The sequence below is a fragment of the Paenibacillus sp. CAU 1782 genome, from assembly GCF_054551715.1.
Genome location: NZ_JBTOLL010000022.1, coordinates 1 through 21,290 on the forward strand (window position 1 = coordinate 1; position 21,290 = coordinate 21,290).

Sequence of the window (21,290 nt, forward strand, 5' to 3'; positions counted from 1 at the left end):
GAGGTGCAAGCACCTCATCAACTCCGCTCGACTTGCATGTATTAGGCACGCCGCCAGCGTTCGTCCTGAGCCAGGATCAAACTCTCCATAAAAGTGTTTGACTTGCTCATTACTTAACTAGCTTAACGTTTCATTGAACCGGCTAGGCCCGTCCAATTCGACGTTATCTTTTGTCATTGGATTATGACATGATCCATTTGTTCAGTTTTCAAAGAACTTGTCTTCCGCAATTTCTCGCGGCGTCTGTATACTTTATCAGCTTCTCAATTCAGTGTCAAGCGTTTTTTATTCTCGCTTGTCACTGTTTTGTTGATGTCTCAGAAGCGACAAGAAATAATGTACCATATCCACAAAAGGAACGCAAGCATTATTTTAAAATTCTTTTCTCGATTCATTGCAGGACTGATTGCCGCCTCATATCTCCTTCTTAAAACCTACGGAGAGCAGCCTTTCGAAAGCGAGTGAATCCGACTTAGATGATTAAGCATCCGTATTTTCGCCGAGATGTGCATATATTGTAACGCAAGCCGGCAAAGGCGTATACTTTTCTTGGAAGCCGCTTTTTCAAAGCTGCTGTTTATGAATGAGCTACGCTCACTTCGCTTTTATCGAGGCCCGAATAAAATTATTGAGGGAGGAATTCTGCCATGGTCCATCAGCTTCAGCCTTATCGGCTTATACAGGAACAGAATATTAAGGAATTGCAGTCACAGGGTTATCTGCTTGAGCACAAAAAATCCGGCGCCAAAATTGTTGTGTTATCCAACAAGGACGACAACAAGGTATTCAGCATCGGTTTTCGTACGCCTCCAAACGATCATACCGGCGTAGCGCATATTCTTGAACATGCAGTATTGTGCGGTTCGCGAAAATTTCCGGCCAAGGACTCTTTTGTTGAATTGCTGAAGGGTTCTCTTAACACGTTTTTGAATGCCTTGACGTTTTCCGATAAAACCGTCTATCCCGTTGCCAGCCGCAACGACAAAGATTTTCAAAACCTGATGGATGTTTATCTGGACGCCGTCCTGCATCCCGCCATTTATAACAGGGAAGAAACGTTTCTTCAGGAAGGCTGGCATTACGAGCTTCAATCGGAGGATGGAGAGATTACTTATAATGGCGTCGTATACAATGAAATGAAAGGCGTCTTTTCCTCTGCCGAAGATGTCGTATACCAAAAGACGTTAAACGCGCTATTCCCGGATACGACGTACGGTTACGAGTCTGGCGGCTTGCCCGAATATATTACGGACTTGACCTATCAGGATTTGCTGGACTTCCACACTCGTTACTACCACCCTTCCAACAGCTACATATATTTGTATGGGGATATGGATGTGGAGCAAAAGCTGCTTTGGCTGGATGAAGCCTATTTGAGCGATTTCGATAGAGGGATCGTTGTTGACTCCGCCATTCCCTTACAGGCGCCTCCCCCGGAACGTGCCGACATCGTCATTCCATACTCCGCCGGAAGCTCGGAGCCGGAAATCGACAACAGCTTTTTGACCTGCAGCGCCGTTGTCGGCACCAGCCTCGATCAGGAATTGTCCATCGCTTTCAAAATATTGCTTTACGCTTTGCTGGACGCCCCGGGTGCGGTGTTGACGCAAGCGCTGCTGGACAAGGGCATTGCCGGAGATGTATACGGCAGCTACAACGACAGCATATATCAGCCCGTATTTACGGTTACGTTAAAACAGAGCAACCTGTCGAGCAAGGAGACGTTCCTGGATACGTTGACCGAGGTGCTGCAGCGAATCGTGAAGGACGGCTTTGACAAAAAATCGCTGCTGGCGGGCATTAACTCCCGGGAGTTTAAACATAGAGAAGCCGACTACGGAAATATGCCGAAGGGACTTGTCTACAATTTTAGCGCGCTAAAAAGCTGGCTTTACGACGATAACGCCCCATTCACCTATCTTGAAGCCAATGAAGTGTACAATCGTCTGCGGCAAAAGGTGGACGAAGGTTATTTCGAGCAATTGGTAGAGCAATATTTGCTCAATAACAGTCATGTTTCCTTTGTTGCCGGCATACCGGATCACGGTCTGGGGGAACGCAAGGAAGCAGCTCTTCAGGCCCGGTTAAAATCTTTGAAGGACGGACTGAACCACGAACAACTTGTGGAAATGGTTCAAAAAACAAAGCAGCTCGAAGCTTATCAAAACGAACCTTCGACTCGGGAACAGCAGGATTGCATTCCGCTTTTGGCCAAATCGGATATTAAGCCGCAGGCGTCTTCCTTGCAGTTGAAGGTGCATGAAAACAATGGAACAACCATTCTGCATCATCCTGTGTACAGCAATGGAATCGGCTATCTGAAGCTGCTCTTTGACGTTAAGGAGACGCCTCGGCATTTGCTGCCGTTCCTTGGCCTTTTGCCGCACGTCCTGAGTTTTGTGGATACAAAAAACTATGCTTTCAGTGAACTGGCGAATGAAATTAATTTGAACTCCGGCGGGATCGCGGTCAGGCTGAAAACGTTCAATAACGCCAATGATCCAAAGGAATATAGCGGACTGTTGGAGTTTGATGCCAAGGTATTGTACGACAAGCTTGGATTTGCATTTTCGATAATGGAAGAGATCATTCAAACCTCCAACCTGGATGATAGCAAAAGACTTCTTGAAATCGTCTCCCAGCTCAAAGGGCAGCTTCAGAGCGATCTCATTAGCGGCGGGCATGTTGCGGGCATTCGAAGATCCTCCGCGAATCATTCTCCGTCGGCCGCCTTCCGCGAAGCAACGGCCGGCATTGCCTTCTATCATTGGCTGGAGGAGCTGCATGCCAACTTTGCGGCCAGAAAAGGAGAGCTTTCCTCCGGCCTGAAGGAACTGATTGCGGTCGTTTTCCGCCCGGAGAACTTGCTGGTCAGCTACACGTCGGATGATGCAGGGTATGAGGGGGTAGAGGAATTGACGACCTCTTTTGCTCAAAAATTGTCCTCTCAGGGAGAACGTCCAAAGGCGGCTGCTTTTAACTCCGCACATAGGCGTGAAGGCATTAAAACCTCATCCGAGGTGCAATATGTCGCCCAAACCGGAAACTTCAGGAACGATGGCTACGGCTATACGGGAGACCTTAAGGTTCTGGAGGGTATTCTCTCGCTAGACTATCTGTGGAATCAAATTCGCGCCAAAGGCGGCGCCTATGGATGCATGGCTGGCTTCCAGCGCAACGGCGACAGCTATTTTGCTTCCTACCGCGACCCCAATCTGGAGCAGAGCTACAAGGTATACGAAGAAATCCCGTCATACCTGAGGAAATTCAAAGCAGACGAGCAAGAGATGACTCGTTATATTATCGGCGCCATTCAGAAGCTGGATATGCCAAAAACGCCGCGCGGCGAAGGCGAGTTTGCGCTTGCCTGCTATTTATCCAACGTAACAGAGGCCGATTTGCAGAAGGAGCGCGACGAAGTGTTATCGGCAACGGCTGAAAATATCGCTGCCTTTGCGCCTTTGACTGAAAAACTGCTGGAGCAGGGACATCGTTGCGTAATCGGCAACGAAAACAAAATTGCACAGGCGCGCGATCTCTTCGATTCCACACCAAACCTAATCCAAACGCACGCTGCAAAGGAAAACGAATAAGACATAAGCAGCTAAGAGAAGAAAACAGGGTGTGCGGGGGAAATGAGAGGTAACGACCAGTGATACAGTAGCGATGTGAAAGATGCGATTAGCAATTACACATCAATACACATCAATACACATCATTATAACCACAAAAGGTGTCCCTTCTGACCATGTCGGTATGAAGGGGCACCTTTTTTCAACTTTATTGCTATCAGTAAGCGCTTTGTTTAGTTATCATGACTCAATCAAGAATTCAGCGCTGGACTGTTTGCCTGACTAAGTAGCGAACTGGTAACGGAACTAGTAGCCGCTCTCTCTGACAACACTCCATTGATTTGGCAAGGAGTCTTGTTTGCAGTCCCTGCCTACTTCAGCATTTCCAGCATTTCCTCTTCGGAAATGACCGTAACGCCCAGCGATTCCGCTTTGGTCAGCTTGCTGCCGGCATTTTCGCCCGCAAGCACAAAATCGGTCTTTTTAGAGACGCTGCCGGAAATTTTGGCGCCGTTAGCCTCAAGCATCCGAGCAGCCTCATCCCGCGTCAGAGTAGGGAGCGTACCGGTGAGCACCACCGTTTTGCCGCTGAATACACTGTCGACGCGAACGACAGGAGCTTCCTCCGCCTCCGCTTTTACACCATATCCGCGCATTCTTGCGATGCTGTCTGCCATAATAGGATCACGGAAGAAACCAACGATGCTGTCCGCAACGATAGAACCAACATCAGGAAGCCCCACAAGCTCCTCTGCCGTAGCAGCCATTACCGCATCCAGGCCGCGATAATGATCGGCGAGCATTTTTGTCGTGGCTTTGCCTGTGTTGGGAATACCCAAAGCGAACAAAAAGGCAGCTAACTCGCGGCTTTTTGATTTTTCGAGCGCCTCCAGCAGCTTTTGCGCTTTTCTTTCACCAAACCGCTCCAGCTTGATCAAATCATCAAATGCCAGGCCAAACAAATCAGCGGGATCGCGGACTTCGCAGTCGTCATAAAGCTGTTCCGCCGTCATAATGCTGAAGGATTCGATATCCATGGCGTCGCGCGAAGCAAAATGCGTAATGCGCCCGATAATTTGCGGCCGGCAGCCAAGCTTGTTATTGCAGAACAGATGGGCTCCGCGCTGCTCCAATTCCAAGCCGCAGGACGGACAAACCGTTGGAAAAAGGATCTCCTCGCCCTGCTCTTCATCGGCCTTGCCCAAAATTTCGGGTATAACATCGTTGGAGCGGCGGATGGACACCAAGGTGCCAAGCGCATGCTTCAGGCCTTTACGCTCAATATCGCCGATATTGTTCAGCGTACAGTTTTGTACGGTAACGCCCGCCAGCTCAACAGCCTCGACGCGCGCAACCGGCGTTATTTTACCGGTACGGCCTACTTCCCAGGAAACGGACTGCAGCACGGTAGCCGCTTCCTCCGCTTCAAATTTAAACGCAACCGCCCACCGGGGAAACTTGTCGGTATACCCCAGCGCCTCGCGAGTGCGCATATCCGTTACCTTTACGACCGCTCCGTCGATCAGAAAATCAAACGTATGCCTCTTCGACTCTATATCGACGAGCTCGGCTTGAACTTCCTCTATGGTTGCTGCATATTTTACATACGGATTCACCCGGAAGCGGTTGTCTCGCAAAAATTGCTGCATTTCGGCATGATCCTGAAAAGCGACGCCTTCGGCAAAACCAACATTGTAGAAAAAGGCATCCAGCTTCCGCTGAGCGGTAATGGCGGGATTCAGGTTGCGCAACGCGCCGGCTGCCGCATTCCGGGCATTTTTAAGCGGCTCAACCGCCGTTTCGTTATATTTGGCCAGCACGGACAAGCCCATTATGCCTTCTCCCTGCACTTCAATAATCCCATCCGCAAATGGAATTGAGAGGGGTACGGAACGGATCGTGCGGACTTGCTGCAATATGCCTTCGCCTACAGTGCCATTGCCGCGTGTCGACGCCTGGATCAACTCGCCGTTTTCATAGGTCAAGTTCAACGTCAAGCCATCAAACTTCAGCTCGATGACATAAGCGGGATGAGGCAGCGGCTCGACATCAGGGTTTTTGGCATTATAGTCCGTGACGGCTTTTACAACCCGATTATGCCACGCCAGCAAATCCTCTTGATTCTGTGCTTTATCCAAGCTCCACAATCTCGCCCGATGACGATGCGGCAAAAAGCCCTTCAGCAGCTCGCCGCCCACCCTTAGCGTGGGAGAATCCGGCAACACCTGTCCCGTTTCCTTCTCCAACGCTACCAGTTCATCGTACAGCTTGTCATAATCCGCATCGTTGATCCGGGGTTGATCCATTGTATAGTAATAATAATTGTGCTCCGTAATTTGCTCCACAAGCTCTTGCATCCGAGCTAAAGGCTCCATAACGCCATGTCTCCCCTCATAAATCAATGATACCCGGCATCACAACTTGGTGATGGGGGCAAAGCTGGCAAGCAGGCGCTTGATGCCTACCGGAGCAGGGAATGCAATCTGCAATTCCATGTCCTGCCCCGTCCCTTTGACAGATACGACGGTTCCCTCGCCCCACTTGCCATGGGAAACGCGATCGCCCGCGCCATAGGAGACGCTTCCTCCTCCATTTGCCGCCGGTGCTCCCGCCGCTTTTTTCGCTGCGGCGTCAAGCGGCGTTGTAACAGTAACTCTGCCTCTGGAGGTTCCGCCGGCTCCTGTCGATCCGGCTGGTCTTCCTGCGCCAAATCCGGAAGCAGCAGGTTTGCCATCCCGGTTGGGCGATTGGGCGGAACCGCCCCTGCCGGACCATGATCCCGATGCGCCTTGGCTTCCGCTTCTCGACGAAGCTCCAAACTGCCCGCCGGATCTGCCTCCGATGGTATGCCCCGACTGCCCGGAATATCCTCCGCCCTGCGAGGATCCGCCTTCCCTGACCGTTTCGGGAATTTCCTGCAGGAACCGGGAAGGCATATTCATATTCGTTCGGCCAAACAGAGTCCGCATTCGGGCACAAGTCAGATACAGTCTTTCCTCTGCCCGCGTAATGCCCACGTATGCCAGACGCCGCTCCTCTTCCAGCTCTTCATTGTCGGTCAAGGCTCGGCTGTGCGGAAATACGCTTTCTTCCATCCCGATGATGAAAACAATCGGAAACTCCAATCCTTTGGCGCTATGCATCGTCATCAGCACGACGGCATCGTCGGGCTGATCCTTGTCTTCCTCGTCCTTGCCCATGGAGTCGATATCTGCGATCAGGGCCAAATCGGTCAGGAAGGATACAAGCGACTTGTCTTCATTCCGTTCTTCGAAGTCTTGCGTCACCGACAGGAACTCGTCAATATTTTCGATTCTCGCCTTGGACTCTAGCGTATTCTCGCGCTGCAGCTCCAAGCGGTATTGCGACAGCTCCAGCACTTTCTCCGTCAGCTCCGTCACGGTCAAATAATCCACCATGGCCGTCAAGTTGTAGACGAGTTCAAAAAAGTCCGCCAGCAAGGAGCGCGTGCGGCTATTGATATCCAGCTCTCCGAGATCGGACAACACGCGATAAACGGATACGCCTCTGCGAGCAGCCTCTTCCTCAAGCTTGCCCACCGTTGTATCTCCAATACCCCGCTTCGGCACATTAATGATCCGCGTAAGGCTGATATCGTCATCGGGATTGGAGATCAAGCGCAGGTAAGCCAATAGATCCTTGATCTCTTTGCGGTCGTAGAACTTGATACCCCCGACAATTTGATAAGGGATATCCGATTTAATGAGCGTTTCCTCGATAACCCGGGATTGCGCATTGGTCCGGTACAGGATGGCATGGTCGCCGAATTTGCGGCCTCTGCCTGTATTTTTCAGTATTTCTCCCGTTACAAAATAACCCTCGTCATGCTCGGAGTCCGCCTGGTATAGCCGGATGAGATCGCCGGGACCTTGGCTGGTCCACAGGTTTTTGGGCTTGCGGCCGCTATTCAGGGAAATGACGGCGTTGGCCGCATCCAAAATATTAGAAGTGGAGCGATAATTCTGCTCCAGCATAATGGTCCGAGCTTCGGGATAATCGCCCTCGAAATTGAGGATGTTGGTGATGTCAGCGCCGCGCCAGCGGTAGATGGACTGGTCGCTGTCGCCGACTACGCATATGTTGTGATGTTTGTCCGCCAGCATGCGGCAAAGCATATATTGGGCGCGGTTCGTATCCTGATACTCATCCACGTGAATGTAGCGAAATTTATTTTGATAAAATTCCAGCACTTCCGGCATTTCCTTGAATAAGTCGATGGTTTTCATGATCAGATCGTCAAAGTCCAGAGAGTTATTGCCTTTTAGGCGCTTCTGGTACATGCTATATACCTTTTCGACGATCTCCTCGTAATAATCCCCGGCTTTTTCGCCGTAGCGCTTTACGGAAATCAGCTCGTTTTTAGCAGAGCTTATCGTTGCCTGAACGGCTTTAGGCTCTATTTTTTTGGTGTCGATCTTCAAATCTTTCATACAATTGCGGATAACCGAAAGCTGGTCGGAGGAATCCAGTATTGTGAAGTTGGAGGAGTAGCCGATCCGCTCGATATCTTTGCGCAAGATGCGGACGCACATGGAGTGAAAGGTGGAAACCCATATATCCCTGCCGGAAGGTCCAACAAGGGAGCCCACTCTGTCCGACATTTCCCTGGCAGCCTTATTCGTAAACGTGATGGCGAGAATGCTCCATGGCGCTACCCGTTTTTTTTCGATAAGGTATGCGATACGATGCGTTAATACGCGCGTCTTGCCGCTTCCCGCTCCGGCCATAATAAGCAACGGTCCATCCGTGGCCTGAACCGCTTCCCGCTGGGGTGGATTCAGGTTTTGGACAGCCTGCTCGATCCCGATATGATTAAACATGATAGAACTCCTTTGTTCGCCATTTTGTTCGCCTATCCACAGTTTAGACAACACCGCACTGCGTGTCAATTTCCTCCCGCAAAATAAGCCGCCAGTCCCTGAAAGGCCGCTGCCGCATGCCGTTTGTCCGGTTCAGGCAAGTCTCGGCCAGCATCTACTGGGATAATAGGAGGTGATGAGGAATGGCTAGTCTGATTTTGCCCCGCGCCCTGTCGGTTACCGTTGATTACTCCATTTACAACTACTTCCTTCAAGCTCCCGCAGGAGGCATTACGCTTCCTGCCGCTACGGCTACGGACATCGGTCCCGGAGAGGAAACCTGGGCGGACGACAACGGCGCCACGATCACCGAGTTTGCCGTTGATATTAGCACTCCGCCCGCCGGCACGGTTTACGCCTACCAGCTGATTGTAGACGGGCAGGTGCAGGAGGAAGAACTGGTAACCAGCGCAACGGACACCGTATTGTCTTTGACTTCCGCGTCTGCAGCCGTAATTCCCGCAGGAGCCCGCGTCGTGTTTACGATTTTCGAAGTCGTTACGACTACCGTCTAACGCAGTATTTTTCACAGCATTGAAGCCACTAGCAACAGCAAAAAGCCTTCCTCGCCCGTTTTATGTTATGCGCGGGCCGGAAGGCTTTTGTCCGGCTTTTGCAGTATCGCGTTTGCGATGCATGCGCGGAGCTGGGACAGACCGCTATTTACCTTGCCCCTAAAAACGCCGTTCATTATGCCGTGGCGTTTTTTCGAGAAATACACCGATCCTTGAAAATAGAAATAAATTGAGCAATGATAACGGCATTGTTGACCGGTGGAGAACTAAAGCTGAGCTTGCCCGGCTCCAGCCGGTAAACGTTCGGAGGCTGAAGCATTCCGTCCACGAATACGTTAATGAACGACATCTTCCGGGAATCGGGCAGCCTGTTGTCATAACCAGGCGTAGCATCGGCAAGCGTAAATTGGCTCGATTCTCCATCACCAACCGCATAATAATAAAATACTTTTGTTTTCAGGGCGCGCTTTATCGCCTTATGTCTTCTTCGTTTGAAAAGCCGCCTTTTCGCCGGTCCGCAACGCCGTTTTGTTCGCGCTTCCGTTGATCTCCTGCATCGTTGGCCCATCCCTTCACCTCTGCCTGGCACGTTTTCGGTTATGCCATTTTATGCAGAACGGGCTGGAAATAAGGACGATATCCGTCCTTATCCGCTGTTGTCCGGCTCTTTGCCCGGCGTGGCAGCGTTCCGCGATTTCACAAACCGTGGGAATATTGACTTTGAGCGCAGACTAAAAGCTAACTCCTGCTCGCCGCTTCAAGCCGCTCACCGCATCGCGCGTTTAAGCCTGCTTAACCGCGTCAACCGTCGATAATGCCGCCTCCAGATTGCTGTAGACAATATTGCCAACTACGACGGTATGGGCATATTTCGCGGCGGCAGCCGCTTTTTCGGCATTATCAATACCCCCGCCGTAGAAAAGCCTGGCCTGGCTGATCAGGGGCCGCAGCCGTTTCAGCAGCTCCATATCGCCAAAACGTCCGCTGTATTCAATATAGACTACCGGCAGCCGCATCAGTTTATCGGCCATTGCGACGTGGGCAATGACCTGCGATTGGCTGATCTCCGTCTTCGCAGACGTCAAACGAGCAACCGTGGAGTCCCCATTCAAAATAATATAACCTTGTCCAGCCGTCGACTCCCAGGGAATAAACGCGCCGTATTCCTCAAGTCCGCGAAGCTGGTTCCCCATAATCCATTCCGGCTTGTCCGTATTCAGCACAACGGGGACAAAATAGCCGTCAAATCCCGGCACGGCTCCGTCCAGCGTAGATACTTCAAGCGCGCAATCCACTTCGTAACGACGGACTCTCGACATGAGCTCAACCGTGTTGCTAAACGTAACGCCGCTTGAGCCGCCTAGCAGGATCGCATCCGTTCCGGACAGACATACAGCTTCAAGATCGTTATCGGATATCTCCCGTTCGGGATCCAGCTTGAAGACATGCCGCCACTGCCCGTACCAGGACCCGCTTTCGCGGGATGTGAATCCTTGTTCTCCCATCATAAAATTGCCCACTTTCCCCAGAGCCGCATACTCGGCCCAGTAACTCTCAGTAACTCTTCCTTATATTTGACAGGCAGGTTTAGCCTACTTCACAAGCTGCCCGCGCGTAACGCCAAGCTGGTTCGTTGCTTTAAGATTGCGCCATACGCTGGTGCCGGTAATTTTGCCATCCAACGCATCCCGGTACAGCTTCAGAACCTCTTTCACCTTGTCTCCGCTCTCCTCCAGAAACTCCACGCGGTAGTGGGAGACGCCAAGAGAAACAAAGTTGGAGATGTATTCCGCGCCGGATTGCTCGATGGCGTTGTAAACCGTATTGCGGCAGCCCTCGTCTACGCGTACCGGATGCGACATGCCGATCCGGTCTTGCAAGGAAGCACGCTTCTCTTCGCACGGACGGCCGCAGTTCGTGTAGTTGGTGCCTTCGCTCATAAAAGTGCAGTATACGCAATGCTCCGTATGGAACATCGGGAGATGCTGATGGATTACGACTTCGACGGCCGACGTATCGGCGTGTTCCAGCAAATCAACCATTTGCTGAATGTTCAAGTCATAAGACGGAGTCACCAGATCCAATCCGGCTTCCGTAAACAGTTTAATCGCTTTATGATTAGCCGCGTTCAGCGAGAAGTCGCCGATCAGCTTCGGAAACGGCGCATCCGGCTGCGAAGCCCGAGCCCTCAAGTAATAATACAAAGCGCCCGTATTCCGCACCAAAACGGCGTCCGGCTGCAGCTTTAATATATTGGCATGGTAGCCGTTTTCTCCCGGCATATGGATGCGCGGAGTTGCCAGCGCGATAGGTTTGCCAGCCCGGCGCGCAGCTTGAACGGCGGCAGGGAATTGCTTGATGAATTCAAAGTCGGCGTAGATATAAGCAACGTCGGTCTCCAGCGCCGCTTCTACCTGCTCTACATTTCGGCACAACGCTGCAAGCTTTGCGCTTTTGCCGCTGACAGGCTCAAGCAATCCTCTGCCGTTGTCCGAAGACTTCGCCGTATCGGCAAAGGCGTCGACCTCATGTTTGATATAAACGGGAGGCAGCGGCCGCTTCCCAGCCAACTGCTCGACCGCTTCGCGACGCAAACGATTCAGTTCCCGGATCGGCAGAATCACATCGCCTGCAAGGTCGACTTGCAATTCCTCAAGCTGATATACGGTCCCGCCCAGCCGGCCAAGCTGATCTTCCAATAACGCTGCATCCATCGGACGTTTCTGTGCCTGTTCAAGCAGCAGCTCTGATTGCAGCTCGACGGTTGTGCCCTTCTGGACGTCGCTCCACCAGGTACGCATCGGTTCGCCTGCCGAACCAGTGACGCGCACGGACAGAGGAAATACGCGGTAGGGCTTTTCGGTCTCAAAGCTTGCCCGCAAACGCTTGTCGAGCGCGGGGTCGTTCGTTTTCCATACACGGTCTCCGACATGCACTTTGCGAAGGTCGACATCGCTGCGTCCCGGAACCAGCTCGATCAAAACGCCCTCCGGCGCTTCCCCCTCCAGCTTGACTCCTTGGCGGCGAACGTCGTACACGCGCCCGCCCTCTTCCTTTTTGGTCGGATCGCCGGCATCGAATACAATCCCGTCTCCACGCTTCAGCGGGGCCTCCAAACGAACGGTGACGGCATCGCGCATCACTCGTTCAACTTTTCCGAGGTAAACGCCCCGGCTTTTGGGGAAGGTTCCTTCCACCAGCTGTTTGTTATTGGTCCCATCCAGGAACCCGTGCGTGAATCCGCGCGAAAAGCTTTGCTGAAGCTCGCGGATTTCCTCCTTGGATGGTCTGGACTTGTCGCCGTCAAAATAGAGGTCGATCGCCTTGCGGTATTTGCTCACGACATTGGCTACATATTCCGGGCTTTTGAGTCTGCCCTCTATTTTAAAGGAGGTGACGCCGGCTTCAATCAGCTCGGGCACCAGATCAATTGCCGCCAAATCTTTGGGCGACAGCAAATAAGCAATATCCCCCATTGGCTGATGGACGCCGTCCACCATCAAATCGTAGGGAAGGCGGCATGCCTGCGCGCATTCTCCCCGATTCGCAGAGCGTCCGCCCCACATTTCCGACGTCAAGCATTGACCGGAATAGGAGACGCACAGGGCTCCATGCACAAAAACCTCCATCGGCAGTTTGGCTTGATCCCCGATCGTACGAATTTGCTTCAGGTTGTTTTCCCGTCCCAGTACAACCCGCTCCATGCCAAACGGCTTTGTAAACTCGACCGCTTCGGGAGACGTAATCGTCATTTGCGTGGAACCGTGGATCGGAAAATCCGGAGACATCTCCCGAATCAGCTTGACCAGCCCAAGATCCTGCACAATGACCGCGTCTACGCCAGCGTCTATGCACATGTCGATCAATTGCTGCGCATCCCTCAGCTCATCCTCAAACACAAGGATGTTGAAGGTCAAAAATCCCTTAACGCCATAGGTATGCAGGAACGCCATAATTTCCGGCAGTTCCTCGCTGCGGAAGTTGTTGGCGCGGGCGCGCGCATTGAATTTTTCCACGCCAAAAAATACGGCATCAGCGCCGTTGGCCACGGCTGCCCGCATACATTCCCAATCTCCGGCGGGCGCCAGCAGCTCTATATCCATTCTTGTTAATGCTGTAGATGTCATGATCTCAGTATCCTCTCAAAACGCTCTTTTCTTGTTATAGTTTAGCAAAGCTATCGCTCCTAATCCACCATTGCTTACTGGCAGATTCAGCATGTGCCTTCTTTTGTCCATTTGTTATGCGATTTTGCTCAAATGAATGTCCTGACATGTACGTTCTCCACAAAAATGATATACTGATAGTGATTTTTAAATCTAATCCGGCTAAAGGATCAGGGAGGTAACTTCAAAATGAAATTAGGCGTTTTTTCCGTCTTGTTTGCACAAAAATCATTGGAAGATGCACTCGATTATATTGCTTCCAAAGGGCTTAACGCTGTTGAAATCGGAACCGGCGGATATCCCGGCAACGCGCACTGCGATCCCGACACTTTGCTTGCAGACGCTGGCAAACTGAAAGCGTTTAAGCACGCCGTGGAATCCCGCGGTTTGATCATCAGCGCGCTTAGCTGCCATGCCAACCCACTGCATCCGCAAAAAGCCATTTCCAGCGAGCACGACAGCGCTATTCGCAAAACGATTGAGCTGGCCAACCGTCTTGAGGTTGGCGTTGTAAATACATTCTCGGGTTGCCCAGGCGATCACGAGGATGCCAAATACCCGAACTGGCCGGTAGCTCCATGGCCTAATGACTTCCAGGACATCCTGAAATGGCAATGGGAGCAAAAGGTTATTCCTTATTGGTCCGAAATAGGCTCCATCTCTGAAAGCGCAGGCGTAAAAATCGGACTTGAGCTGCATGGCGGCTTTTCCGTTCATAGCCCAGGCACCCTGCTCCGCCTTCGCGAGGCAGCCGGCAAAGCCATCGGCGCTAACCTTGATCCAAGCCATCTGTGGTGGCAAGGCATTGATCCTGTACAAGCCATTCATATTTTGGGCCGCGAAGGCGCGATCCATCATTTCCATGCCAAGGATACAACGATCGATCCCGTAAACGTAAATAAACACGGGGTAACGGATATGCAATCCTACGCGCTGATGCTGGATCGTGCTTGGCAGTTCCGCACCGTTGGTTACGGACATGATCTTAAAGTATGGGCTGATATTATTAGCGCATTGCGTCTGGTTGGCTATGATTATGTGGTCAGCATCGAGCATGAAGACGGCCTTATGTCCGTTGACGAAGGCTTCACCAAAGCGGTTCAAAACCTTAAGCAGGTTCTGATCACGGAGCCGCTTGGCGAGATGTGGTGGGTTTAATCCTCCGCTACAGCATCTACGCAAGATGATAACCTCTGACTGACGAGATCTTGCGAGGATGTAGTTATGCGTGGCAACAAAAAAAGTTCCGCTACCGCGGAACTTTTTTTGTGCGCAGCTGTCCATAATGACTGCTGTAACACAGTCATAGGTTCAGCTTTCCTTAACCAGCCGGCCAAACTTTAAAAATCATCACGTAATCGATAAACAAGAACAAACCTAAAGCCACCGTAGTAAACCCGATCGCAAATACATTTTTTCTTGGCCGCGCCGTCACAAGACGAACAAAGCCGATTGCAATAATAACCGTAAAGGCCAGCATAAACCAGTCAAACGGATCAATATTCAAACCAGCCGACTTTACTGCTTCCTCAGCGAGAAACATAAGGGACCCCCTCTTAATGACACGCAGCCTTATTTCAGCGTAGTCTAGTCTGAGTCTATGTTATCGTTTCGCCGCTTCTGATGCAAGTCTGAAACATTTTCGTAACAAATTTGTCACATCTAAGAATTGGAACCTACCTGCTCCTTGCTCTTATAACGGTTTTCTGTTCTTTCGCGATCACGCTCAAGGACCGGCTTAAGATAACGGCCTGTGTAGGAGCCTTCCACCTCAACAACCTTTTCCGGTGTACCGGCAGCCACGATAGTACCGCCGCCGCTGCCCCCTTCAGGACCAAGGTCAATTAAATAATCCGCTGTTTTGATAACATCCAGATTATGCTCAATGACCAAGACCGACTCGCCCGACTCTACCAGACGATGAAGAACGTCAAGAAGCCGGTCGATATCATGAACATGCAAGCCTGTAGTCGGCTCGTCCAGGATGTAGAGCGTTTTGCCTGTACTGCGGCGGTACAGCTCAGCAGCCAGCTTCACGCGTTGCGCTTCGCCGCCGGACAAGGTTGTGCCGGACTGGCCCAGCTTCATATAACCCAAGCCAACATCCATCAACGTTTTGATTTTGCGGTGAATGCGCGGAATATTTTCAAAGAAAGCACAGCCGTCTTCAATCGTCATATCCAATACATCCGCGATGTTTTTCCCCTTATAGCGGACTTCAAGCGTCTCACGGTTATAGCGTTCTCCCTTGCAAATTTCACAAGGTACATAAACGTCAGGCAGGAAATGCATTTCAATCTTAATAATGCCGTCCCCCCGACAAGCTTCGCAGCGCCCGCCTTTGACGTTAAAGCTAAACCGGCCCTTTTTGTAGCCGCGCACTTTGGATTCGGTCGTATTGGCATACAAGTCGCGGATATCGTCAAAAACACCGGTATACGTAGCCGGGTTGGAGCGCGGTGTCCGGCCGATCGGGGACTGGTCAATGTCAACGACCTTCTCCAGATGCTCCAGGCCGCGAAGTTCTTTGTATTGTCCTGGACGGGTTTTCGCTCTGTTCAAGTCGCGGGCTAACGTTTTATACAAGATTTCATTAACAAAAGTCGATTTGCCGGAACCGGACACGCCGGTGACCGCCGTAAATACACCCAATGGAATTTTGACATTAATATTCCGCAGGTTATTTTCCTTGGCCCCGCGAACCTCCAGCCATTTGTCGCCGGTATCGCGCCGCTGCAGCGGTACCTCGATAAATTTGCGTCCCGACAAATATTGTCCCGTCAAGGATTCCTCATGGCTCATCAGTTCCGTAGGCGTTCCTTGGGCGATGACTTGTCCGCCATGAATGCCGGCTCCAGGCCCGATATCGATAATATAATCCGCCGCCATCATCGTGTCTTCGTCATGCTCGACAACAATCAGCGTATTGCCGAGGTTGCGCATATGCTCCAGCGTCTGGATAAGCCGGTCATTGTCGCGCTGATGCAAGCCGATGCTTGGCTCATCCAAAATATACAAAACGCCCATCAAGCTGGACCCGATTTGCGTCGCCAAGCGGATCCGCTGCGCTTCGCCGCCGGACAACGTGCCCGCCGCCCTGCTGAGCGTCAAATATTCAAGGCCGACGTTTACAAGGAAGCCAAGCCGGCTGTTGATTTCCTTCAGAATCAAGTGAGCAATGGTCTGTTCCTTCTCCGTTAGCGAAAGTCCATCGAAATACCGCTGCGCATCGCCGATGGACAACGATGTTACATAAGCGATATTTTCGGAAGCGATCGTAACCGCCAACGTTTCTTTGCGCAGCCGTTGGCCTTTGCAGGTGCCGCAAGGTTTGGCGCTCATATAACCTTCGATATGCTCCCGCATGGATTCCGACGGCGTATCCCGGTAACGCCGCTCCAGATTGTTAACAATCCCTTCAAACGGCACATGCGCTTCCTTGCGGTGGCCAAAGTCGTTTTCATATATAAAACGGACGCGTTCTCCTCCGGTTCCGTACATCAGCTTTTTCATATGCTCCTGATCCAATTCCGAAACCGGAACATCCTCCGGAATGCCGTAGTGCTGGCAAACCGCGCTTAAAAATTGCGGATAATAATTGGAGGTGCTGCCTGCCCAGGCCAAAAATGCGCCTTCCTGAATGCTCTTACTGGAATCAGGAACCAGCAGCTCCGGGTCAACAATCATTTTGGCGCCGAGACCGTCGCATTCCGGACAAGCCCCAAATGGGCTGTTGAACGAAAACATACGCGGCGCCAGCTCTGGAATGCTGAAGCCGCATTCCGGACAAGCCAAATTGGAGCTGAACAAGAGCTCTTCCTGATCCATGACGTCCACCAGAACGCGGCCCTCGGCAAGCTTCAACGCTGTTTCCAGCGAATCCGCAAGGCGGGCATGAATGTCCGGCTTGATGACGATACGGTCCACAACCACTTCAATGTTGTGTTTTTTGTTCTTTTCCAGCTCGATCTTTTCGCCTAGGTCGCGCAGCTCTCCATTCACGCGAACACGAACAAAACCTTGCTTCTGAATATCGGCAAACAGCTTGGTATGCTCGCCCTTGCGCCCGGACACAAGCGGCGCCATAATTTGCAGGCGAGTGCGCTCCGGATATTCCATAATCCGGTCTACCATCTGCTGAACCGTTTGGGACGAAATTTCAATGCCGTGCTCCGGGCAATGGGGTCTGCCGACGCGCGCAAACAACAGGCGCAAATAATCGTAAATTTCGGTGACGGTGCCTACGGTTGAGCGCGGATTGCGGCTTGTTGTTTTCTGGTCGATGGAAATCGCGGGAGACAAGCCGTCGATGGAGTCCACGTCCGGCTTCTCCATCTGGCCCAGAAACTGCCTTGCGTACGCGCTTAGCGATTCCACATATCTGCGTTGTCCCTCCGCATAGATGGTATCAAATGCAAGCGATGATTTGCCGGAGCCGCTAAGCCCGGTCAACACGACGAATTTATCGCGAGGAATCGTTACATCAATATTTTTTAAATTATGGGCGCGAGCGCCTTTAACTACAATTTTGTCACTTGCCACCGGTTATTCCTCCTACGATCCCGTTTCTGCGCGCAGCTCCAGCAGCGCGTCGCGAAGCTCGGCCGCCCGTTCAAACTGCAGGCCTTTTGCCGCTTCCTTCATCTCTGCTTCCAGTCGCTGAATGAGCGACTGACGATCTTTCTTGGACATCTTGCCGCCATCCGCTCCGGCCAGATAGTCCGCTTTGCTCTCCGCAACCTTGGTTGCTTCGATGACATCATGGACCCGCTTGCGAATAGTCTGAGGCTCTATTCCGTGTTCGCTGTTATAAGCCATCTGAATAGCGCGGCGCCTCTCCGTTTCCTTCATCGCCCGGTCCATGGAATCCGTTATTTTATCGCCGTACATAATGACTCGGCCTTCGCTGTTGCGCGCTGCGCGCCCAATCGTTTGGATAAGGGAGCGGTCGGAGCGCAGGAATCCTTCCTTGTCCGCGTCCAGGATCGTAACCAGAGACACCTCCGGCAAATCCAGGCCTTCCCGGAGCAGGTTGATGCCGACCAGCACATGAAAAACGCCAAGCCTCAAATCCCGCAGGATGGCAAGCCGCTCCAATGTTTTAATATCGGAGTGGAGATAACGGACTTTAATGCCGACCTCTTTCAGGTAATCCGTCAAATCCTCCGCCATTTTCTTCGTAAGGGTAGTAACCAGCACTCTCTCGTCCTTCGCCATCCGATCTCTGATTTCGCCCAGCAAATCATCAATTTGTCCCTTGGTGGGGCGTACTTCGATGATGGGATCAACCAGACCCGTCGGACGAATAATCTGCTCCGTCATATAAGGGCAATGCTCCAGCTCATAAGGGCCGGGAGTCGCCGAAACGTAGATCAGTTGCTTGGTCTTTCCTTCAAACTCTTCAAACCGCAACGGCCGGTTATCCATGGCCGACGGCAAGCGGAAACCGTGATTAACAAGCATTTCCTTGCGGGCGCGGTCGCCGTTGAACATGGCGCGAAGCTGCGGCAGCGAGACGTGGGATTCATCGATCACAACCAGCATATCCTCCGGAAAATAGTCCAGAAGCGTATACGGCGTTGCCCCCCGTTCCCGGAACGTCAGCGGACCGGAGTAGTTTTCGATGCCGGAGCAAAAACCCATCTCCGCCATCATCTCCAGATCATAGCGGGTGCGCTGCTCCAGCCGCTGCGCCTCCAGCAGCTTGCCGGCTTCGCGCAATTCCGCCAGCCGCTCCTCCAGTTCCCGCTCGATATTAACCAGCGCCAGCTTCATCGTCTCTTCCTGGGTAACGAAGTGGGAAGCAGGGAAGATGGCGATATGCTCGCGGTCACCCACAATTTCGCCCGTCAGCACATCGATCTCGGAGATTCGTTCGATTTCATCGCCGAACAGCTCTACTCGAATGGCGCGTTCGTTATTGGCGACGGGGAATATTTCGATAATGTCTCCCCGTACACGGAACGTGCCCCGCGTAAAGCTGATATCATTTCTGGCATATTGAATATCCACAAGCTTGTGCAATATGGTGTCCCTCGGCTTTTCCATGCCGACCCTCAGCGACAAAACCAGGCTGGCGTATTCCTTGGGCGAACCCAAGCCGTAAATGCAGGATACGCTGGCGACGATTATGACGTCTCTCCTGTCGAACAATGCGCTTGTCGCGGAGTGTCTGAGCTTGTCGATTTCGTCATTGATGCTGGAGTCTTTCTCAATGAAGGTGTCCGTCGAAGGAATATACGCTTCCGGCTGATAGTAGTCGTAATAGCTTACAAAATATTCCACGGCATTTTCGGGGAAAAAGGTCTTGAACTCGCTGCACAACTGCGCCGCCAGCGTCTTGTTGTGGGCGATGACAAGCGTTGGCCGGTTCAGCTCCGCTATGGCGTTGGCAATGGTGTAGGTTTTGCCTGTGCCGGTGGCCCCCAGCAGCGTCTGATGGCGTTTGCCGGCCTTGACGCCTTCCACCAGATCCTTGATCGCCCGCGGCTGGTCCCCTTGAGGATTAAACTCGCTCCTCAGTTGGAATATGCTTTCTCCTTGCCCGGCTTTAGCCAATTCTATTCCCCCCAGCCCATTTCATATCAATTTGAATTTCGCTTATAGCTACAGTATAGTCGATTTTCAATTCATGCAGTCTCTTTACAAAATGAGAATATGTGTTCCTATCATTATAACGCCAAACCGCCATTGATTGCAATGGCGGTTTGAGGGAATATAAGCTACTGCCGGCTTCTCCACTGCTCCATCCAAGCAGCAAGACCGGCCGGAATCGGAAGGTCCAACTCTTCTCTGAACGCCGACTCCAAATAATTATAATAGGAAAGAACTCTGTCGTATTGCCCCAAACGGTCATATAGCGTCAAGACAGCTTGCCCCTCCGCTTCGTGAAACGGGTCCGTCTCCTGAATTTTCTCCAGCAGCCGAAGCACTTCCTCCATGCGTCTCTGCTCTTCCAGGTAGCTTGCCAATTGCCGCGCTTGTCCCAGCCATAACTGCCGGACTCTCTCCCGCTCGTGCTCTGCCCACAAATAATCATGATCGCGCAGATATCCGCCATCATATTCCTGAAGCAGCTCCGCGATTGCCTCATAACCTGCGGGAAGGTTTTCGCGGGCCTGCGTTATTTTGCGTTCCCATTGCTCGGATTCAACGGTCACATTTTCGCCCAGCCTCAGAATATAGCTTTCCTGAATACTGACATTGCTGATGGTCACATCCAGATCCAGCGCCTGCAGGCATTGCCTGATCTGATAAATTACCGTGTACAGCTGGGTCATGGCCCGCTTCTTATCCAGCTCCGGCAGCATCAGATCCAGAATGGTCGATTTATGGACGGCCTCGCCTCTCCGCATCAGCAAATAGGCAAAAAGCTCCTGCGCCTTGGTCGTTCGCCATTTCGGCAGCTCCGGAGGCTGGCCCGGCTTCCCGACAAGAATGGTACGGGAGTTGAGCAACATTTTGGGCTGACGTTCCTGACCCGCCCTCTGACTTTCCTGTAACGGTCTTGACCGCAGCAGCAGCCGTTGAAAGGTTTTCTCCAGCCTCTGCTTGACGAGCGGCTTTAACAAATAATCAATCGCGTTCAGCTCAAAGGCTTTAATCGCATAGTGGTCATAAGCCGTGAGAAACACAATGTTGACATGGGGAAATCGCTCCTGCAGCTGCTCGGCGACCTGCAGACCGGACAGCTCCGGCATATGAATATCCAGAAACGCTACCTGCGGCTTAAAACGTTCAGCCAGCTCCATCGCTTCAACGGGATTTTGCAGGGTCACGATTTCGATCGTTTCCAGAAACGGCTCCGCAATGGAGCGCAACGCTTTTTCCAATTGGACAAGAGCCAGTCTCTCGTCGTCTACAAGCATCATTTTCAACGGTAGAGCACCTCTATTTCGAAATCTGTTAACTGCAAAACATTAGCTTTATATATTTACGGCATCTGATAGCAAAAAGTTGTGTCCCAAAAACAGACTGTTTGTCCTTTTCGTCATTGTAAACGAAATTCTGACAAATTAATGTTCAGAAATTGTCTAGATGTGTTCAGTATAATCTCATATGTTCGCTTATTGTCCTACTCTCTGCCTCATCGTTTGAGTTTTTGACATACATAGACACAGAGAAGTGCAGAATCAGCGGCCAGATCAACACGTTTAC

12 protein-coding genes and 1 rRNA gene are annotated in these 21,290 nt (G+C 51.8%); 3 read left to right on the forward strand and 10 right to left on the reverse strand.

Annotation, left to right across the window (positions count from 1 at the left end; all coding sequences use genetic code 11):
• Positions 1-92 (reverse strand): 16S ribosomal RNA (locus ACX93W_RS24695); the annotation flags it as partial.
• 555 nt (positions 93-647) lie between these two features.
• On the opposite strand from ACX93W_RS24695, the gene ACX93W_RS24700 reads away from it, so the two are divergent.
• A complete protein-coding gene (locus ACX93W_RS24700; RefSeq protein ID WP_459395038.1) occupies positions 648-3,593 on the forward strand; it encodes an insulinase family protein in 2,946 nt (981 codons plus the stop codon).
• A gap of 350 nt (positions 3,594-3,943) precedes the next feature.
• Here the strand turns inward: ACX93W_RS24700 and ligA are convergent, their stop codons facing one another.
• Together ligA and pcrA are read right to left on the reverse strand one after the other, a co-directional pair.
• Positions 3,944-5,947 (reverse strand): NAD-dependent DNA ligase LigA, encoded by a 2,004-nt coding sequence (gene ligA / locus ACX93W_RS24705; protein WP_459395039.1) that lies wholly within the window; start codon positions 5,945-5,947, stop codon positions 3,944-3,946.
• Between the two features lie 39 nt (positions 5,948-5,986).
• Positions 5,987-8,413, reverse strand: a complete 2,427-nt coding sequence (gene pcrA, locus ACX93W_RS24710; protein WP_459395040.1) for a DNA helicase PcrA — start codon at positions 8,411-8,413, stop codon at positions 5,987-5,989.
• A gap of 182 nt (positions 8,414-8,595) precedes the next feature.
• Here pcrA and ACX93W_RS24715 point away from each other — a divergent pair, with 182 nt between their 5' ends.
• Complete coding sequence (locus ACX93W_RS24715; protein ID WP_459395041.1) at positions 8,596-8,967, forward strand: hypothetical protein; 372 nt, start codon at positions 8,596-8,598, stop codon at positions 8,965-8,967.
• A gap of 175 nt (positions 8,968-9,142) precedes the next feature.
• Here the strand turns inward: ACX93W_RS24715 and ACX93W_RS24720 are convergent, their stop codons facing one another.
• From ACX93W_RS24720 to ACX93W_RS24730, 3 genes are all read right to left on the reverse strand, one after another.
• Positions 9,143-9,535, reverse strand: a complete 393-nt coding sequence (locus ACX93W_RS24720; RefSeq protein WP_459395042.1) for a DUF4183 domain-containing protein — start codon at positions 9,533-9,535, stop codon at positions 9,143-9,145.
• A 214-nt stretch (positions 9,536-9,749) separates the two neighbouring features.
• Positions 9,750-10,475: a heptaprenylglyceryl phosphate synthase gene (gene pcrB / locus ACX93W_RS24725; RefSeq protein WP_459395043.1), complete on the reverse strand. Its 726-nt coding sequence runs from the start codon at positions 10,473-10,475 to the stop codon at positions 9,750-9,752.
• Between the two features lie 84 nt (positions 10,476-10,559).
• Positions 10,560-13,094 (reverse strand): U32 family peptidase, encoded by a 2,535-nt coding sequence (locus tag ACX93W_RS24730; protein ID WP_459395044.1) that lies wholly within the window; start codon positions 13,092-13,094, stop codon positions 10,560-10,562.
• A gap of 228 nt (positions 13,095-13,322) precedes the next feature.
• Between ACX93W_RS24730 and ACX93W_RS24735 the strand changes: the two genes are divergently transcribed.
• On the forward strand, positions 13,323-14,291 hold the full coding sequence (locus ACX93W_RS24735) for a sugar phosphate isomerase/epimerase family protein (protein WP_459395045.1): 969 nt from the start codon (positions 13,323-13,325) through the stop codon (positions 14,289-14,291).
• A 163-nt stretch (positions 14,292-14,454) separates the two neighbouring features.
• Here ACX93W_RS24735 and ACX93W_RS24740 read toward each other — a convergent pair whose 3' ends face one another.
• The 4 genes from ACX93W_RS24740 to ACX93W_RS24755 form a co-directional block, all read right to left on the reverse strand.
• On the reverse strand, positions 14,455-14,676 hold the full coding sequence (locus ACX93W_RS24740; RefSeq protein ID WP_068685910.1) for a hypothetical protein: 222 nt from the start codon (positions 14,674-14,676) through the stop codon (positions 14,455-14,457).
• A gap of 119 nt (positions 14,677-14,795) precedes the next feature.
• The gene (gene uvrA / locus ACX93W_RS24745) at positions 14,796-17,675 is read right to left on the reverse strand and encodes an excinuclease ABC subunit UvrA (protein WP_459395046.1); all 2,880 of its coding nucleotides are present in this window, start codon (positions 17,673-17,675) and stop codon (positions 14,796-14,798) included.
• 12 nt (positions 17,676-17,687) lie between these two features.
• Positions 17,688-19,691, reverse strand: a complete 2,004-nt coding sequence (gene uvrB / locus ACX93W_RS24750; protein ID WP_459395047.1) for an excinuclease ABC subunit UvrB — start codon at positions 19,689-19,691, stop codon at positions 17,688-17,690.
• 164 nt (positions 19,692-19,855) lie between these two features.
• The gene (locus tag ACX93W_RS24755) at positions 19,856-21,004 is read right to left on the reverse strand and encodes a response regulator (RefSeq protein ID WP_459395099.1); all 1,149 of its coding nucleotides are present in this window, start codon (positions 21,002-21,004) and stop codon (positions 19,856-19,858) included.
• Positions 21,005-21,290: the final 286 nt, after the last annotated feature.

Coding starts and splice junctions, on each gene's coding strand:
- ACX93W_RS24700 (WP_459395038.1), top strand. CDS start 648: ATGGTCCATCAGCTTCAGCCTTATCGGCTTATACAGGAACAGAATATT.
- ligA (WP_459395039.1), bottom strand. CDS start 5,947: ATGGAGCCTTTAGCTCGGATGCAAGAGCTTGTGGAGCAAATTACGGAG.
- pcrA (WP_459395040.1), bottom strand. CDS start 8,413: ATGTTTAATCATATCGGGATCGAGCAGGCTGTCCAAAACCTGAATCCA.
- ACX93W_RS24715 (WP_459395041.1), top strand. CDS start 8,596: ATGGCTAGTCTGATTTTGCCCCGCGCCCTGTCGGTTACCGTTGATTAC.
- ACX93W_RS24720 (WP_459395042.1), bottom strand. CDS start 9,535: ATGGGCCAACGATGCAGGAGATCAACGGAAGCGCGAACAAAACGGCGT.
- pcrB (WP_459395043.1), bottom strand. CDS start 10,475: ATGATGGGAGAACAAGGATTCACATCCCGCGAAAGCGGGTCCTGGTAC.
- ACX93W_RS24730 (WP_459395044.1), bottom strand. CDS start 13,094: ATGACATCTACAGCATTAACAAGAATGGATATAGAGCTGCTGGCGCCC.
- ACX93W_RS24735 (WP_459395045.1), top strand. CDS start 13,323: ATGAAATTAGGCGTTTTTTCCGTCTTGTTTGCACAAAAATCATTGGAA.
- ACX93W_RS24740 (WP_068685910.1), bottom strand. CDS start 14,676: ATGTTTCTCGCTGAGGAAGCAGTAAAGTCGGCTGGTTTGAATATTGAT.
- ACX93W_RS24755 (WP_459395099.1), bottom strand. CDS start 21,004: ATGATGCTTGTAGACGACGAGAGACTGGCTCTTGTCCAATTGGAAAAA.